The sequence below is a fragment of the Streptomyces sp. 4N509B genome (assembly GCF_052245655.1).
In the GTDB taxonomy this organism is placed as follows: Bacteria; Actinomycetota; Actinomycetes; order Streptomycetales; family Streptomycetaceae; genus Streptomyces.
Genome location: NZ_JBQQBZ010000014.1, coordinates 100662 through 117041 on the forward strand (window position 1 = coordinate 100662; position 16380 = coordinate 117041).

Annotated in this window: 9 protein-coding genes and 1 CRISPR repeat array; of the genes, 2 read left to right on the forward strand and 7 right to left on the reverse strand. The window is 71.0% G+C overall.

Going from position 1 to position 16380, the window contains the following annotated elements; translation table 11 throughout:
* Positions 1-118: 118 nt before the first annotated feature.
* The 4 genes from ACTWP5_RS15615 to mobF form a co-directional block, all read right to left on the reverse strand.
* The gene (locus ACTWP5_RS15615; RefSeq protein WP_443221546.1) at positions 119-724 is read right to left on the reverse strand and encodes a dihydrofolate reductase family protein; all 606 of its coding nucleotides are present in this window, start codon (positions 722-724) and stop codon (positions 119-121) included.
* 334 nt (positions 725-1058) lie between these two features.
* Positions 1059-2735 carry a hypothetical protein gene (locus ACTWP5_RS15620; RefSeq protein WP_443221547.1) on the reverse strand — a complete coding sequence of 559 codons (1677 nt, stop codon included), beginning with the start codon at positions 2733-2735 and terminating at the stop codon, positions 1059-1061.
* A 17-nt stretch (positions 2736-2752) separates the two neighbouring features.
* Positions 2753-3160 (reverse strand): hypothetical protein, encoded by a 408-nt coding sequence (locus ACTWP5_RS15625; RefSeq protein WP_443221548.1) that lies wholly within the window; start codon positions 3158-3160, stop codon positions 2753-2755.
* 161 nt (positions 3161-3321) lie between these two features.
* On the reverse strand, positions 3322-7377 hold the full coding sequence (gene mobF / locus ACTWP5_RS15630) for a MobF family relaxase (RefSeq protein WP_443221549.1): 4056 nt from the start codon (positions 7375-7377) through the stop codon (positions 3322-3324).
* A 354-nt stretch (positions 7378-7731) separates the two neighbouring features.
* Here mobF and ACTWP5_RS15635 point away from each other — a divergent pair, with 354 nt between their 5' ends.
* Positions 7732-8109: a hypothetical protein gene (locus tag ACTWP5_RS15635; RefSeq protein WP_443221550.1), complete on the forward strand. Its 378-nt coding sequence runs from the start codon at positions 7732-7734 to the stop codon at positions 8107-8109.
* Positions 8110-8113: 4 nt separating this feature from the next.
* Here ACTWP5_RS15635 and ACTWP5_RS15640 read toward each other — a convergent pair whose 3' ends face one another.
* The 3 genes from ACTWP5_RS15640 to ACTWP5_RS15650 form a co-directional block, all read right to left on the reverse strand.
* Positions 8114-8749, reverse strand: a complete 636-nt coding sequence (locus tag ACTWP5_RS15640; RefSeq protein WP_443221551.1) for a hypothetical protein — start codon at positions 8747-8749, stop codon at positions 8114-8116.
* A gap of 248 nt (positions 8750-8997) precedes the next feature.
* Positions 8998-9420 (reverse strand): hypothetical protein, encoded by a 423-nt coding sequence (locus ACTWP5_RS15645; protein ID WP_443221552.1) that lies wholly within the window; start codon positions 9418-9420, stop codon positions 8998-9000.
* A 273-nt stretch (positions 9421-9693) separates the two neighbouring features.
* Complete coding sequence (locus ACTWP5_RS15650) at positions 9694-10110, reverse strand: DUF6573 family protein (RefSeq protein WP_443221553.1); 417 nt, start codon at positions 10108-10110, stop codon at positions 9694-9696.
* 477 nt (positions 10111-10587) lie between these two features.
* A CRISPR array of direct repeats spans positions 10588-13299; the repeat unit is 28 nt; unit sequence GGAACATCCCCGCGGGTGCGGGGCCGAC.
* A gap of 186 nt (positions 13300-13485) precedes the next feature.
* Between ACTWP5_RS15650 and cas3 the strand changes: the two genes are divergently transcribed.
* Complete coding sequence (cas3, locus tag ACTWP5_RS15655; protein WP_443221554.1) at positions 13486-16365, forward strand: CRISPR-associated helicase Cas3'; 2880 nt, start codon at positions 13486-13488, stop codon at positions 16363-16365.
* The last annotated feature ends 15 nt before the right edge of the window (positions 16366-16380 follow it).

Consider the following 16380-nt stretch of genomic DNA (forward strand, 5'->3'; position numbering starts at 1 on the left):
CCCGGACTACTCCGGGATCTACAGTGCGGAAGAGCGTGAGTTATAGCACAGCTGTTTCCATAGCTTGCTCCGCGCCCGCCGGCCTGGCTGGGGTCCAGACCGGCGGACGGGGGCGACGTCACGCGGGAGCGGCGAGCGGCGGGTGCTCGAGCACGCAGGGCTTGTACTCGACCAGCTGGATGCGGCCGTCGAAGGTCCGGTGCTCGACCATCTCGAGAGCGACGTCCGGATAGCCGTCGTAGATGCGTTCCGCGCCCGTGGCCCCGGTGATCACCGGGAACATCACGACCCGGAAGCGGTCGACGAGCCCGGCTCGCAGCAGGGACCGGGCGAGGCTCAGGCTGCCGATCGTGCTGAGGAGCCCCGAGCCACTCGACTTCATGGCGCGGACCGCCTCGACGGCGTCGTCGCGGACGAGCGTGGAGTTGGCCCACGTCAGCGGCTCCTGGAGCGAGGAGGAGAACACCACCTTGGACGCCTGCGTGAGCTCGTCGACGGACGCCTCCTCCTCGGGCCTGAACTCGTCCTGGCCAGCCGGGACCTCCCCGGCGGCGAAGCCCGACATCAGGCGGTAGGTGTTCGCTCCCATCAGGTAGGTGACCTCGGGCTGCTCGCCGAGCCACGCGAGGTACTCCGGGCCCTCCAGGCCCCAGAACCCGGGCCATCCCTCCCCCGACGCGTAGCCGTCGAGCGAGGTGATGAAGTCGACGAGAAGCTCCGACATGACGGTGTCCTTTCCTGGGGTGTCACGAGCTATGACCGGCCGGGAGCCCCAAACTCATCGGCCGCGCCGTGGGGTGACGGGAAAACCCGTGACGCGGCAGCCGATCGTCTCGTCCAAGGAGTGGGAGACAGCATGGCAAGCACTGCTGGTCGAAGAGACGTCGAGACGCTGACCGTGCCGATCCGCCGGCTCTGCCCGCTCAACTCCCGGCCGTCGCCGAACCACATTGATGCGAGCCGGCGCTGACGGTGGCCGCTGCTGCGACGCTCGCAAACGACGATCCCTACCCGCGCGGTCCCTTACAAGAGGAAGGGCGGGGTGATCGACTCCTCGGTCACATGCGCGGTGGAGTGACGGGAGGTTGGCGATGCGCCACAGACCGGTGAGGGCGTTCGAATGCGGCCTGGAGCGGTCTTTCGTGGTCGTGGGGCGTGAGTGGAAGACGGTACTGAGCATCACGGAGGCGCGAGGTGTCGCTGAAGGGTGGGGCGTTGAAGCCCGGTAGCCGGGACAGCGGGCGGTGAAGGAGCGAGCCGAGCGGGACCGCCTTGTGGGTGGCGGCGTCGAGGTGGGCGCGGGGGATGTCGGTGCCGAGGGTGCGGGCCGTGGAGGTCAGGGCGTGGGCGGCTGATGCCGCTGTGCTGGACACGGTGTGGAAGGCGTCGGCGAGTTCGTCGAACTGTCGGGCTGGGAGGGGGTACCAGCGCAGGCGGGGGGCGAGCCTGGTGGGGCGGTGTTCGGGGGCGTCGGTGACCAGGCTGGTCTTGAGGTGGGTCAGCAGGTGTGGGCCGGCGACGGACAGGTGGTGGGCGGCTGCGAGAAGGCGGTGGAGCCCTCGTAGCGTGTTCGGGAGGCCGCCTGTTTCGGCGGCGATGTCGGTGGCGGCTCGCGGTTGGGGTGCGCGCGCGGTCGGGCGCCACTGGTCCCCGAACAGGAGCCGCCCGAGGGCGAGGCTGGCGCGCTGGGCGGCGAGCGTCGCGGGATGCGGCGTCGTTCGCGGCATGGGGTTCGCTCTGCCCGCGCGCACGTCGTCGTAGCGGTAGCGGGGAAGCGGGGGGTGCTCGCGGGGGTCGGCGACATCGACGATGCGGCGGAAGCGTTGGGCCAGGTGCTCCCACTGCTTCGCGGCGTCACGCAGACGGTTGGCCGCCTCCCGCAGGCTCTCCTGCACGGGGGTGGGCTGGTCCTGTGACAGGTGGATGAGGGTCCGGCCGGTCAGGAGGCAGCCGAGGGCGAGGCTTCGTGCCGTCTCCTTCACGTCCGAACCGCTGAAGGCCCGACCGTTCCCGTACGCGGCGGCGGCCTGGAAGACCCCGAGGATGACGTGGTCGCTGTGTCGAGCGACGTCGTCCAGTGCCGTGTGACCGGCGGTGTCGGTGCTCGGGTGGGCTGGGTTCGCGGGGGACGCGAGGAAGAGCTCGCCGAACTCCCACAGGGTGGGGACGGTGCTGTGGCTGGTGTGGATGACGGCTTGGTCGATGGCGTGGCGGGCACGTGAGAGGTCGGCTGCCGCGTCCGGGTCGGTGGTGAGCTGTTCGAGGCGTGACGTCAGCTTTTCCGTGTGTCCGGCGAGCTCGGTGATGCGGACGAAGACGTAGTTCCGCGCTTCGGGGTGGGCGAGGAGGTGGAGGTACGGGCTGTGTGGCATGCCGTCGGGGTCGAGGTGGCTGGCGAGTAGGTCGTGGGAGAGGCGTAGGTGGGTGTGTGCGTTCTTCAGGTGATGGGCTGACGCGCCGGCTTGGTGAGGGCCGGCCTCGTGTCGTCGGGCGGCTCGTGCCAGGTGTTTCTCGGCGATGGTCAGGTGGGTTCTGGTGTTCGCGAGTCGTGTGCCGAGGAGTGTCTGGGATTCGGGGATGCGGGCGGCGATGCGGGCGATGCTGTCCGGATAGCCGCGAAGGGTGTGGAAGAAGTCGTGGAGGTGGGACAGCAGGGCGCCGATCTGCTGAGGTGGGAGAGGGCCGGTGAGCTCGGCCGTTGCGGCTTGGAGGGCCGTCGAAGCGTCGTCGAGCACCCTGCCGAGGGTGAGCGTCACGGCTCGCCCGTCCGGAGCGTGGCGAGCGCTTCCGCGGCTTCTTCGGCGAGTGCTGCCGCCGTGACGAGGTCTTCCGGTTGCTGTGCTTCGCTGTGGGAGGAGAGGGAGGAGAGGGCTCGCTGTACTGCCTGGAGGAGTTCCGCGCAGGCGTTGACGTTTTCCTCTGGCGTTCCTGGAAGGTGCAGCGGGCGGCCCGTCCTGGGGAGGGGGAGCAGGGCTCGTCCGGAGCTGCATGCCTGGGCTGCCCCGAGGGCCTGGATCTCATCGAAACCGTCGTGCCAGGCGGCGTCGCCGGCCGCGCGCTCGCCGAGATCGAATACCTCCCAGCTCGCATGGAGTACGTCGATCGGATTGGCGCTTTTCAGGATCAGGTGGAGATCGTTGAGTGTCGAGGAAGGGGGCATGGTGATGTCCCGGAAAGTGGTGGAGGTGAATGAGGGCGGGTAATGAGGACATGCTGCCATGCGGTCATGTGCGACAGGCTGGTTTGGGGAAGGGCTGTGGATAAGTCTTCGGCGCGGGTGAATGGGTGAACGGGTGAATGGGTGAATGAGGGAAGGGGGTGTCAGATTTCTGGGACACCTGGGATTCCGCGTCCGGGCGGGGCGGTGGCGCGGGAGTAGGCGTTCTTCAGCTCGGTGGCGAGGTCTCTGGGCGCAGCTCCGGCTGTCTGCGGGTCGGAGAGGGCTTGGAGTAGTGCGGTGCGAGCTGCCGCCTGGTGGGCAGCGTGCCAGGCGTCGGCGGCGCCGGCCTGAAGGCGTGCGGGTGGGGAGTTGAGCTCGCGTTGGTGGAGCCGGATGGCGGCCTGGCGCCAGCGGGTGAGGGCGCGTTGTGCCGTCTGGTGGTCGGCTGCCTGGATGGGCTCGTCGGGTCGGTTTCCGAGGGGTGAGTGTTCGGTGCCGTGGTCCCAGAGGTCGCGGTAGGTGGCGATGGCGTGGGCGGCGTTGTCCCATGCCGGGCGTAGGGGGTCGCCGGGTGCCGGGCGGCGGCCGAGGGGGACGAGCCAGGGCGGTGCCTGAGCTGCGATCCGCGCCGTGCGGAGGGGCGGCGGGTCGTCGGTGTGTTGGGCCGCACGCCACAGGGCGCGGTGGTGGGAGTCCTCGGCCCGGGGCACGGGGCCGGTGGGGTCGGTGCCCTGGTAGCCGGCGAGGTCGCGGTAGGCGGCTGCGGCGGTGAGGCGGTCGCGCCAGGCGACGGCCTCGGCGAGGTCCGGAGGCTCGGTGCCGTGGGCGGCGGCCCAGCCTCGACGGGCGCGGGCGTCGCGTTGGGCGTCCTCGGCGAGGGTGGTGGCGCGTTCGGTGAGCTGGCGGGCGAGGGAGTGGGCGTAGGTGCGGCGCTCGTCGTCGGCGGCGTCGGCGTCGGGGGTGGGGAGGCGTAGGCCGAGGGCGGTGAGAAGGTCGTTCGGGTCGGCTGCGGTGGGGCGGTTCTCGTAGCTGGTCGCGGTGGCTGGGCGTGGGGCGTCCGGGGGGTGGCGGAAGGCGTCGGGGTTGCCGCCCTCGGCCGGGTTGAGGGCGCGGCGGTTGCGGGCATGGAGGATCGCCGCGGCGTCGTCCACGGGGTGGCCGTCGCGGTCGAGGAAGTTCCGCTGCGCGTAGGTGGTCGCCAGCAGGCGGTCGGTGTCGATGCCGGCGTCCGCGAGGCGGAGGAGCTGGTCGCGGAGGGCGGGCCAGGCGGGGGCGGTGGAGAGTTGGCGGGCGGCGGCGGGGCCGAGGAGGCGGGCGATGGCGGCGACGGAGTCGGCCTCGGCGATGTCGCGGAGGACCTGACGCAGCCGGGGCTCGTGGGTGCGCAGCGACTCGACGTCGTCGAGTGCGGCACGCTGGCGGGCGGTGGCCGAGAGCTGGGTGCCGTCCCGTGCGACGACGGCGGCCCAGAGCTGGCGGCCGGTGAGGTCGGGGGCCGGCTCTCCGGTGTCGAGGTCGAGCTGGTCGCGGCAGACGAGGTAGCCGTGGTTTTCGAGGGAGCCGCGGGTGAGGGCGGGGTAGGCGCCGTTGCGGTCCATGCCTGGTACGAGGAGGGCATGGCCGGTATGGACGGTGACGCCCTGGGCGCGGGCGTGGGTGAGGGCGTAGCCGAGTTCGGCGGCGCTGGCGCAGTAGGCGCGCGGGAGAGTGAGGCGTCCACCGGTGCGGCCGTGGCGGACGCGGAGGTCGCCGTTCGGGGTGACGGCGAGGACGGTCCACACGTCGCCGTTGCGGACGTACTGCTGGCGCCGGTTGGCGCAGGTCAGGCGGCGGTCGTTGGCGCGGGTGACGATCTGGTCGCCGGCGCCGGCGCGGTTGCCGTCGGCGAGCTCGATGGTGGTGGCGGTGTCGACGTGGCCGTTCGCGACGCGGGCCGCCCGCGCGGCGTGGGAGAGCTTGGCCGCGAGGGCGTTGGTAGGGGCGATGAGGATGCTGGTCAGGCCCTCGGCGGTGTCCGCGCGCCAGGCGGCGTGTGCCTGGTGAAGCATCGCGTCGAACGTTCCCTCGTGCAGGCGTCCGCGTGTGGCGTACGCCTCCCACGCGGCGTCGGCGTCGCCGCGTGAGACGGCCGCGGCGGCGTTGATCTCCCAACGGCGGGGTGTGCCGTCGGCGTCGCGGAAACGGCGGACCTCGGTGAGCGTCAGGCTCCCGGCGTCGGCGGCGATGAGGGCCAGCGCGCCGCCCGGGCCGGGCGCGCTGAGCTGGCGCGGGTCGCCGACCGGGAGCAGCCGTCCGCCGGCCTCGGCGACCTGGCGGAGGACGGCGTGGAGGGTGCCGGTGTCGGCCTGTCCGGCCTCGTCGACGATCACGACGGCGCGTGGTGGGAGGGTCCACTCGGGGCTGCCCGGGGCGTGGGTCTCGGACATGAAACGCCAGCGGGCGAGGTTCTCGGCGCGGATGCCGGCCTGCTCGGCGAGGGTGTCGGCCTGGACCTGCCCGCCGGCCAGTCCGAGGACGGGGAGGCCGTGTGCGTCGGAGACCTCGCGGACCAGCGCCATGATGGTGGTCTTGCCGGTGCCGGCCGGGCCGGTGATGGCCTGGAGGCGGGTGTCGCCGGTGAAGACGGCGTGCACGACGCGGCGTTGTTCGGCGGAGGGCGGGAAGCCGCGGCGGGCGTCGCCAGCCGCGAGCGCGGCGTCGATCTGGGCGGGTGTCAGGCGGGCGACGGGGGCGGGGCGGGTGGCGGCCTCGACCAGCTCGGCTTCCTGGGTCTTGATGCGGTGGCTGGTGTAGCGGGCGGCGCCGTACGGGACGAAGACGGGGGTGCCGTCCGCGCGGCGGTAGGCGTCGGGCACGGGCACCGGTTCCGGCGGGGAGATCAGCTCGCAGCGGTCGGGGTGGAGTACGGCCTGCACGACGCGTTCGACGTGCTCCTCCCAGGTCGGGCGAGGCGTGTGGAGGTGCCAGCCGGCGGCGGTGAGCTGGCGGTAGGCCTCGGCTTCCACGTTGGCTCGCGTCCAGGACGTGCGGTCCCCTTCGAGGGTCGCGAGGACGCGGTCGACGATCTCGGGGAGGGTGGCGGACGGGCGCGTGACGAGGGCGCGCGAGGCGCGACGAGCCTGGCGGAGCCAGCGCTGCGGGTGGCGGATGCCGAGCGTCCGGGCCCGTGCCCGCCAGTGTCGCCGTTCGGCGTCCGCGTCGTGCGTCGCCTGCTTGTCGGGGCGGGCGGTCAGGGCTGCCCGTTGAGCCAGGTCGTACTCCTCGGCGCGGGTGGGCTCGCGCCCGTGCGTTGCGCGGAACGCCGTCACGAGCGAGGAGAGGTTCCGCTCCGTCTGGGTGCGGCGTGCGGAGAAGGCGCGGATGGCCGCGTCGGGCACGCCGAGGAACTCCCGGACGGGTCGTTTGTCGGGGCGGATGGTGTCCGTGCGGGGCGCGGCGAGCACGCCGAACGTCTCGTGCATGCCTCGCTCCACCTCGGCGGTGTACTGGGCGGAGAGGGAGACGACCAACCGGTGCAGGTGGCGGGCGTCGAGCGCGAGCCAGTGGCCGTCTTCGGACGTGCGGACCTTGGCGGAGATGGCGACGTGGCGGTGCCAGTCGGGGTCGCCTGCCCGGCTGGAACGGTGCTCGAACCCGGCGGCGATCAGGCCCTGGCCGCGCACCTGCACCACCCCGCCCGGGCCACTGCGGGACCAGCACGCCTCGCGCTCCAGCCGGTCGAAGACCGTGCGGAACGCCGACCGCTCCACCTCCTCCAGGCGGGCGCGGGTGGCGTCGTCGGCGGTGCCCCAGAGCAGGGCGAAGCTCTTGACGGGGGAGAAGACCATCTCCCAGCCGGAGCGGGCGGTGTGGTTGCCGACCCGCTGCGCGCGTTCGCGGAGCTGTTCCTGGCGGGCGAGGGAGGCGTTCGGCTCGGCGGCCAGGAGGGCGGCCAGGTGTTCGTTGACGGTGGGGTAGCGCGGCCAGAGCCGTCCCAGCGGGCGGCCGGTGAGGGGGTGGACGCCGTCCTTGAACAGCGCGTCGGCGTGGGCCTGCTCGACCTGTCCGTGCAGGCCGAGCGCGGCGGCCTGGGTGCCGAGCCAGCGGCCGGGTGTGTCGCCGCCGGAGGACCAGGAGATGGCGGCTTCGCGGCGGCCCAGCGTCACGTCGGCCGATGCGACGGTGCGCAGCAGGTAGTCGATGCCGGAGCCCGCGCTGACGGGGTGCAGGGTGATCACTTCTCACCATCCGCAGAGGACTGATCACATGAGGTGATCGTAGCGTGACGGGATGGTGCCATGTGGGAGTGCAAACGGTGTGCTCTGGATGATCTTGAAAGGTGCTGGGCTTCTCAGATGGCTGGTCTGGGGTTGTTGCTGTGTGCTCGGCTTGGTCGTCGTGAGCTGTCGGTGGTTGTTGCTGTGGGTTGTGGGGTTGGTGGTTGTGATGCTGTCGGTCTGTCGGTCGAGGGGGGCGTGCGGGCGCGGCGTCACCCGGCTGGGCGCGCGCGGTGTGGTCCGGGCGGGCCACGTCGGCGGCGCGGCGGCGTCGCGCGTTGTCGGGCGTTAACGAGGCGGGCGAATCTGTACCGCATGGCGACGCGATACGACCGGGAGACGCAGGAACGGCGCCGGCGGCTGCGCGAGCGGCAAGAGCATGAGCGGCGTGAGGTGAAACGCCGCCAGCAGGCGCAGACGGCGGCGTTGAACGAGTTGGACGGCGCGGTGGAGCGCCTTGAGGCCGCGCAGGCAACCGTCGCCGCTGCCGTGGCGCGGGCAGTGGAGGCGTTTCCGTCCGTTGACGCGCTGGCCGAGGTGACGCCGTTCGAGGTGCGGGAGCTGCGCGCGTACGAGCGCCGGCACCGGCGCGGCCGGCCGAGCGCGAGTGAGCTGCCCGAGCCGGAGCCGGCCGTGACGCCGGGCACGACGGCGAACGCGGCGCCGAACGCGGTCGTCACCGCGCCCTCGTAGCGGATCAGCGCTCGTCAACGCTCTGGGCGTTCGGTGTCGAGTGGACCTTGGCGATGAGGCGTTCGGCGTGCCGGTGGGAGACGGACAGGTCGCGGGCGACGCGTTCGGCCGACGTGTGCGGGTCCTCGGCAAGGAGGCGGCGGACGTACGCGAGGCGTTGCTGGGCGAGGTGGTGGCGGGGGTCACGGGAGTGGTCGCGTGGCCTGGTGTCGGTCGCTCCCTTGGGCCGGCCCCCGCCGATGCCACGGCCGGGACGCGAGGCGAGCCAGGCGGGGATCGTCTCGCGGTAGAAGTGGGGCACGCCGAACACGGACTGGTCCGGGCGCGGGCCGGTGCCGTTGGAGAGGTAGCTGGCCCACGTCTGCCGCGTGGGCCGCTGCTGCTCCGGGATGGTCTGACGCGCTTCCTCAGCGTCAAGCAGGTCCCTGGGGTGCGGTTGCGCCGCGATGGCGAGCACGGGCCGCCCCTCGACGGCGGCGAGGAGCTGCTCCTCGTCCCAGATCCGCTGGCGCGCTCCCGGGCGGCTGAGGGTGGGGGGCAGCGTCTGCCAGGCGCGGCGGTTCCGGAAGGTGCTCAGCGAGATGCCGAGGAGCCGGGCGGCGCGCGTCGAGTCCGCTGGAGTGCGGCCAGCGGGGATCATGCCTGAGCGCTTCCTTCGTTGTGCCGGGGTGGCGATGAGCCGTTTGGGGTGGCGTCACCATGTAAGCCGGATCGGCAGCGAAAAGGAAATCGCCTCGGGAACGGTCGGCAGGACGGACGGGGAAGCTTCGGGGCGGGGTTGGTCGGGTGGGTGGCAAGAGGTCCAGACCAACAACGGATAACGCGGTCTGCCCGGAGGGCGCGGATTGGGGTGACAAGCAGAGTACGCCCCCAACCCGCGCCACGAGCTCAGCCCTCGGCGTCCCCCTCCACGTCCTCCTCGGCGTCCTCCTCGGCGTCGTCGACGACCCTGAGCCGGGGCTGGGTGGCCGGGGCGTGGGCGTAGACGGCGCCGATGGCGTGCAGGGCCAGTTCCCGTAGCTCGCCCCTGTTCTGGAGCAGACGGACGAAGAGACCCGTGGCGCGCTCGTGAACGACGGCGTCGTTGTCGGAGTGACGCAGCGCGAGGAGGTACGCCAGAGTGTGCGTGTCGAGCACGTCGCGGTTCTTGAGAGGGTTCAACGGCTGCCCAGTGCGCTCGGCGACGAACGCGAGGCTTTCCGTCAGCAGTTCCGTGGCGCGCGCCAGCTCGGACTCCGCGTAGCACGGTGTGGGTGTGGTGAGCGGCTCAGACTCGTCGGGGTTCTGGGTGTGAGGCGGGCGATGTGTCATGGCAATGCCTTCCTGATGGACGTGCGTGATTCGCGTTGAGGTCGGGGCCAACCGACCGTGTTCATGTGAATATCGCTCTCGCTACGCGACGTGGGAGAATGTGTAGGCGTGCCTCCCTCTCGGGTGGGTGCGTGATTCGCAGGAACGGCGGCCGGGCCAGCCTCTTCGGAGGTCCGCCTGCTGGCGGACGGCCGCCGTTCCACGACGGCTCGCACGCCGCCGGGCGTTGTTCGGCGCGTGACGACGGACCAGACATCGCCCGGCGACTCTGCCTCAGCTCTCGCTCTGCAACGTGATCGTGAGCACGGGTTCTCCCTCGCCTGCCCGCCCAATCTGTGCGGTCAGCAGCGTTCGGCGAGCGACCCTGTCGATTCCCGCACGCGGCACGCGGTAGAGCTGGACGACGCATCGCTGGCCGCCTGCATGCCCGTTGTCTCTTGCGCCGCGCCGAGTCCGGCTGAACACAAACCGGACCATGGCCAGCACATCCCGCAGCCGACCAGCTTCGTCCAGGCATGTCCCCTTCCGCTCGTTGTTGGCCGTGCTCCAGGCGACGCAGTCCGTGAAGGCGGCGGCAGTGAGCGCAACGGGAAGCCGGAAGCCAGCCTGGCGAGCCGTCTCGTCATCGACGGCGATGAGTCTCCCTCCACCGTCGGCTGCGGAATGCGCACGAGCAGTGGCGTCTCTCATCGGCAAAGGCTCTGACTGAGCCGTCACTGGTGACTCGGTGCGCTGGTGCGGAATCCACCGCATCGCATCAGGGCTGACGTGAGGGTCGGAATCTGTTCCGCCGTCTTCTGGGGTAGGAGAAGGAAGCATGAGACCTCTTCCATCGAGTTCTGGGTACGCGATTCGCGCCGAAGAGCGGGGCCAACCACTTTCGACATCGATAACTATACCAACTCTTATTCCCCGAGGAGCGCGAAAGCTTCACCCTTTCGTAGGAATTAATGGGCAAGTGGATGAGTTGCTACCGTTGACGCCCAGGTTCCGCCGCCGTTCGCCACCTCATTCGAATTCACGAAATATGATCAGCCCTGTGTTGTCCGTCATCTTTGTCGGTCATAGCTGGCAGCGCCGCCACACCTGGATCGGCTACCAGTCGGTCCTAATCCTGCCGGTGCGCGAGACCGACCCGAGCTGAAGCAGTGCCCGAAAGGTGCGTGGGGAACATCCCCGCGGGTGCGGGGCCGACACACTCCTGACCAGGCCGTCCGCCTCCAGCACCGGAATATCCCCGCGGGTGCGGGGCCGACCGGTGATGCTCCGCCCACCCAACTGGCCAGGACGGAACATCCCCGCGGGTGCGGGGCCGACGTGCCGACGAACGCTCTCATGGTCATGCGTCCGGGAACATCCCCGCGGGTGCGGGGCCGACCCGGGGATGACGGACTCGACCCAGCCGGTGATGGGAACATCCCCGCGGGTGCGGGGACGACCCGGCGCCGGGTGTCGTGCCACCTCTGGAGGTAGGAACATCCCCGCGGGTGCGGGGCCGACCCGGCAGGTCCGCGTGGACGCCGCACCGCAGGAGGAACATCCCCGCGGGTGCGGGACCGACGACCGCCGTCACCGACCGCGACGAACTCCCCGAGGAACATCCCCGCGGGTGCGGGGCCGACACCCGCAACGTCGACACCGCGCTGTCGGAGGCGGGAACATCCCCGCGGGTGCGGGGCCGACACGGCCGTTGACCCGCTCGAGCACGACCTCGTAGGAACATCCCCGCGGGTGCGGGGCCGACCAGGTAGGGCGGCAGGACCCGCTGCGCCCGCTGGGAACATCCCCGCGGGTGCGGGGCCGACCAGCGCGGTGATCGCGTGCTGGACGGTGCGCGGGGAACATCCCCGCGGGTGCGGGGCCGACGGGGCCGTTCCGGGTGCGACCGGGCGGCCCCACGGAACATCCCCGCGGGTGCGGGGCCGACTTCTCGCAGACGACTTCGGCGGGGCCGCGGTGCGGAACATCCCCGCGGGTGCGGGGCCGACACGTGGGCGGCCCACTCGGCGTCCTGTTCCTCCGGAACATCCCCGCGGGTGCGGGGCCGACTCCGGGTCCTGCGCGAGCAGGACGATGTCCATGGGAACATCCCCGCGGGTGCGGGGCCGACCCACATCTACGCCACATCCCCAGGGGCGCGCGGGGAACATCCCCGCGGGTGCGGGGCCGACAGCGGACGGCCCCGGGGCGATCAGCGGATGTGGGGAACATCCCCGCGGGTGCGGGGCCGACTGACCTGCGGCTCCTTGACATCTGAATCGTGGGGGAACATCCCCGCGGGTGCGGGGCCGACGACCACCGTCACCGAACGCGACGAAGTCAGCGAGGAACATCCCCGCGGGTGCGGGGCCGACACCGCCACTCCCCCGACCGCCACCCACGCCAGGGGAACATCCCCGCGGGTGCGGGGCCGACCCTGGTCGAAACGGAAAAGGACACTGATGTGCTGGAACATCCCCGCGGGCGCGGGGCCGACGCACTCGCAGAACCTCGGGCCGACGCTGACGCGGGAACATCCCCGCGGGTGCGGGGCCGACATCGCAGATACCTTGGTACTTCCGGGTGTGATCGGAACATCCCCGCGGGTGCGGGGCCGACCACCAGCTCATCGCGCCCAACCTCCTGACGCGCGGAACATCCCCGCGGGTGCGGGGCCGACGGGAGAACGGGCGCTGCCTGCGGGGGAACACCCGGAACATCCCCGCGGGTGCGGGGCCGACTCCCCGAGGACGTCTGGTCGGACAGCGTCGTCGGGAACATCCCCGCGGGTGCGGGGCCGACGTCCGACACGGCACCACGCCCCTCGGTGGATCGGGAACATCCCCGCGGGTGCGGGGCCGACGTGGGTGGTGGTCGGCTCCTGACGGGGTGTGGGGGAACATCCCCGCGGGTGCGGGGCCGACCGCCCGCCGACCGGGTTGTTGGCGATGGACCAGGGAACATCCCCGCGGGTGCGGGGCCGACCCCTAGGCCACGGACCAGACTCGCGTAGCACCCGGAACATCCCCGCGGGTGCGGGGCCGACGTCCAGCTCCTCCTGCTCGGCGTACGTCAGCTCGGAACATCCCCGCGGGTGCGGGGCCGACGGAGGGGGCGTCGGCTTCGCCGCGGCTGCCATGGGAACATCCCCGCGGGTGCGGGGCCGACGTGATGGCAAGGAAGCGCTACGGCGCCTTTGAGGGAACATCCCCGCGGGTGCGGGGCCGACGAGTCCCAGACGCGTTCCTCAGGCACGTCGCTGGGAACATCCCCGCGGGTGCGGGGCCGACGGGAAGCTCTCCGGCCGCATCCCGTCGTGACTCGGAACATCCCCGCGGGTGCGGGGCCGACTCCTGCTCGGTCGCCATGCCCAACAGGCTGTCGGGAACATCCCCGCGGGTGCGGGGCCGACCGGTCACGGTGCGGATCACCTGGCGCATGGCCTGGAACATCCCCGCGGGTGCGGGGCCGACTCCCCCGCCGCCACGGCCCGGCTGGACCGGCTGGGAACATCCCCGCGGGTGCGGGGCCGACCCATCACGCGGCCTCCTGACGCTGCTCGGGAGCGGAACATCCCCGCGGGTGCGGGGCCGACCCCTCCCCCTCGTAGCCAGCCCATCCACGGTCAGGAACATCCCCGCGGGTGCGGGGCCGACGCCCGAGTTCAAGTCGAACGGGATGCTCGCCCGGGAACATCCCCGCGGGTGCGGGGCCGACGGCGGGCGATCCGTGAGAGCATCGGTGCGCTCCGGAACATCCCCGCGGGTGCGGGGCCGACGGGCCGGCGGCTCGCCCTGGCGGGCGTGCGGCCGGAACATCCCCGCGGGTGCGGGGCCGACCACTTCCCCGCGTTCCCTCCTACCGCCTATGCAGGAACATCCCCGCGGGTGCGGGGCCGACCCTTGTTGAGCTGCGGCTTTGCGCCATGGGTGGGCCGATTACATTCGGTGCGGTCCGGTCGGGGCAACATCTGCGGCTCGAGTGTCAGTGGCGTGTGTCAAGCTCGCGGTCATGAGTATGGGGCCTGGGGTGACTACGCCGTCAACGCCTGTGGGGAGCCCTTCTGTTGCCGAGGTGGCACGGGGCATGGGGTTGCCGGTGGGGACTCTGATGTACCTGGGGGTGTTGTGGGGGAAGTCTGCCCGCTACGGGGGTGGGCGGATGAATCTGTTGATCAGCCACATGCTGGATACAGCGGCTGTGGCAGAGCGAATGTGGGACGGGTACCTGGCTCCGAGTGTGCGGGAGATGCTGGAGCGGGTGTCAGGGGGCGACGGGCGGCTGTTCTTCATGTGGTTGTGTGGAATTCACGACCTGGGAAAGGCTACGCCGGCTCACCAGGCTCTGGATGAGGAGGGACAGCGGGCGGTCCTTGCAACAGGTTTGCAGTGGCGTCGTTCGGTGGTGGACGGAAGGCGTGGGCGATGGAGGCATGACAAGGCGGGCGGGAAAATCGTCCGGGATGTGCTGAGCGGCGTGTGGAACCCCGGGGCTGTGGGATGGGTGTGGCCGCTGGTGGCGGGTCATCACGGTCGGGTGCCGTCAGTTTCGGTCTACAGAGGCGGAGGTCTGAGCGAGTTGCATGGGAGGAGTCCAGAATGGAGGGATGCGCAGGACGCTGTGCTGACCGTGTTCACCCGGTGCTTGGGGTACGCCGGCTTGGGCGACGTCGAGCCCGTTATGACGCCTTCGAAAGCGGAGCAGTTATGCCTGTCAGGGCTGATTGTTAAGGCCGACTGGATCGCCAGCGACACGCGCCAGGGACGATTTCAAGGGCTCGGTCGGTTGGCGGAGGTGAGTCTGGCGGGGGCTCGTGTCCGGGCGGATCAGGCGTGGCGGTCGCTGCGGTTGCGGGGCGGCTGGGGGCGTTTGCCACATCCGGCGCAGGGAGACCTGCTGCAGCGTCGTTTCAAGGTGTCGGCTCGGCCTTCTCAGTCGCTCCTAGTGGACATCGCGTGGTCGATTCCGTCCCCCGGACTGATCTTCGTCGAGGCACCGATGGGGGAAGGGAAGACGAAGGGGATGCTCGCGGCGGTCGAGGTGCTGGCCGCCCGCTTCGGTACCGATGGTGTGTTCCTGGGGATGCCGACGCAGGCGACGTGCGATCCGATGTACGACGAGGTACGCGGGTGGGTCGAGAAAGTCGCGCCAGACCTCGCGGATCACGTGGGTCTGCTGCACGGTAAGCGACGTTTCAATCTGTCGTGGCGGAAGGCGTGGTCGACAAAGGACAGGGGCGATCTTCCGGCGTGGGACGGCTCGGTGGGGGCCGACGAGTTCGGTATGGATGATGTGTTCGGGGCGGGGGCGGTAGGCGCTTCGACCTGCTCCTGCTCCGAGGAGATTTCAGGCCCGAGTGAGTGGTTTCTCGGGCCCAAACGCGGTCTGCTGTGTCCGCTGGTGGTGGGGACGATCGACCAACTGCTGCTGGCGGCGACACGGACGAAGCACGTGATGCTGCGCTTCGCAGGCCTGGCGGGCAAGGTCGTGGTGCTGGACGAGGTGCACGCGGCGGATGTGTACATGCGGCAGTTCCTTTCCGAGGGACTGCGGTGGCTGGGGCAGGCGCGGGTACCGGTGATGCTCCTGTCTGCGACGTTGCCACCCGCGCAGCGGAGCATGTTGGCCCGGGCGTACCTGGAAGGCGCCCTGGGACAGGTCGACGCGGATGTGTCCGGGCTGCCGGAGCCGGAGGGCTATCCATCGGTCACTGCGGTGTTCGCCCACCACGACGGGCCGGGCTTCCTCTCTGGATCCGCGGCGTCGTGGCGACCGTCGCAGCCGGTGCGCGTGGCGTGGCTTCCGGACGTCTCACGCGACGGGGCGGCGGTTGTCCAGGTGGTGAAGGAGAAACTCGCCGACGGCGGGGTCGCCCTGGTGGTGCTGAATACGGTGGAGCGCGCCCAGCGTGTGTACGAGCAGCTGGCGCAGGCGTTCCCAGGTGAGGCGGAGTTGCTCCACGGACGGCTGTGTGCCGCGCACCGTGCCGACCGTACGCGCTCCTGCCTGGAGTTCCTGGGCCCCGATGCCGGAAAGGAACGGCCGGAGCGCAGGGTCGTTGTGGCGACGCAGTTGGCGGAGCAGTCGTTCGATATCGACGCCGACCTCCTCGTCAGTGATCTGGCTCCAGTGGATCTGCTCCTGCAGCGCATCGGGCGGCTCCACCGCCACCAGCACACTCGGCGGCCTCCCCACCTGATGCAGGCCGAGGTGCTGGTCACCGGCATTGCACCGTCGAAGAAGGGGTCGGTCCCCGAACTGCTGGGCGCGTCGTGCGGCATTTACGGCCGCCATCGGCTGCTTCGCACAGCGGCGCTCATCGCCCGAGACGCAGGGCTGCCCGGCGAGAAGCAGGAGGGCGTGGTCTGGTCGGTCCCGGAACAGGTGCCGCGGCTGGTCGCTGAGGTGTACGGCGAAGGACGGTTCTGTCCGACCGAGTGGAGTGCGGCGGAGGAGTCAGCCAGCGAAGAGTGGAGGACGCAGGAGGAGACTCGGGCGGCCGAGGCACGGCGGTTTGTTCTGGGTCGTCAGGGGGAGTGGGCCAAGCCGACCCTGGATGGGCTCCACGTCGCGGGCGTGGGGTACGCCAGCGATGAGGAGCTGCGGGACGCGGTGGTCCGGGACGGAGAGATGGCTGCTGAGGTGGTCATCGTCCGCCGTGCGGAGAACGGCTATCGCGCCCTGGTGGGTGGCGCGTGGCTGGGCGTTCACGGCGAGGCATGTGAGCGGGACACCGTCTGTGACGCGGCGATCGGCGGGCTGACGCGGCTGCCGGCGAAGAACGGACGGCTCGCGGCGGCGGTGGAGAAAGAACTGCGTCCGCTGGACGGTTGGCTCCACGTTCAGGGATTGCGGTATGCCCGCGCGCTGGTCTTGGAGAAGAGCGGCTTCGCTCACCTGGCCGGTTTTCGGATCGGCTATGACGAGCGCCTCGGGTTGACGGTCGAGGACGAGACCAGGCCGTAGACGCTCGTCGCGGCG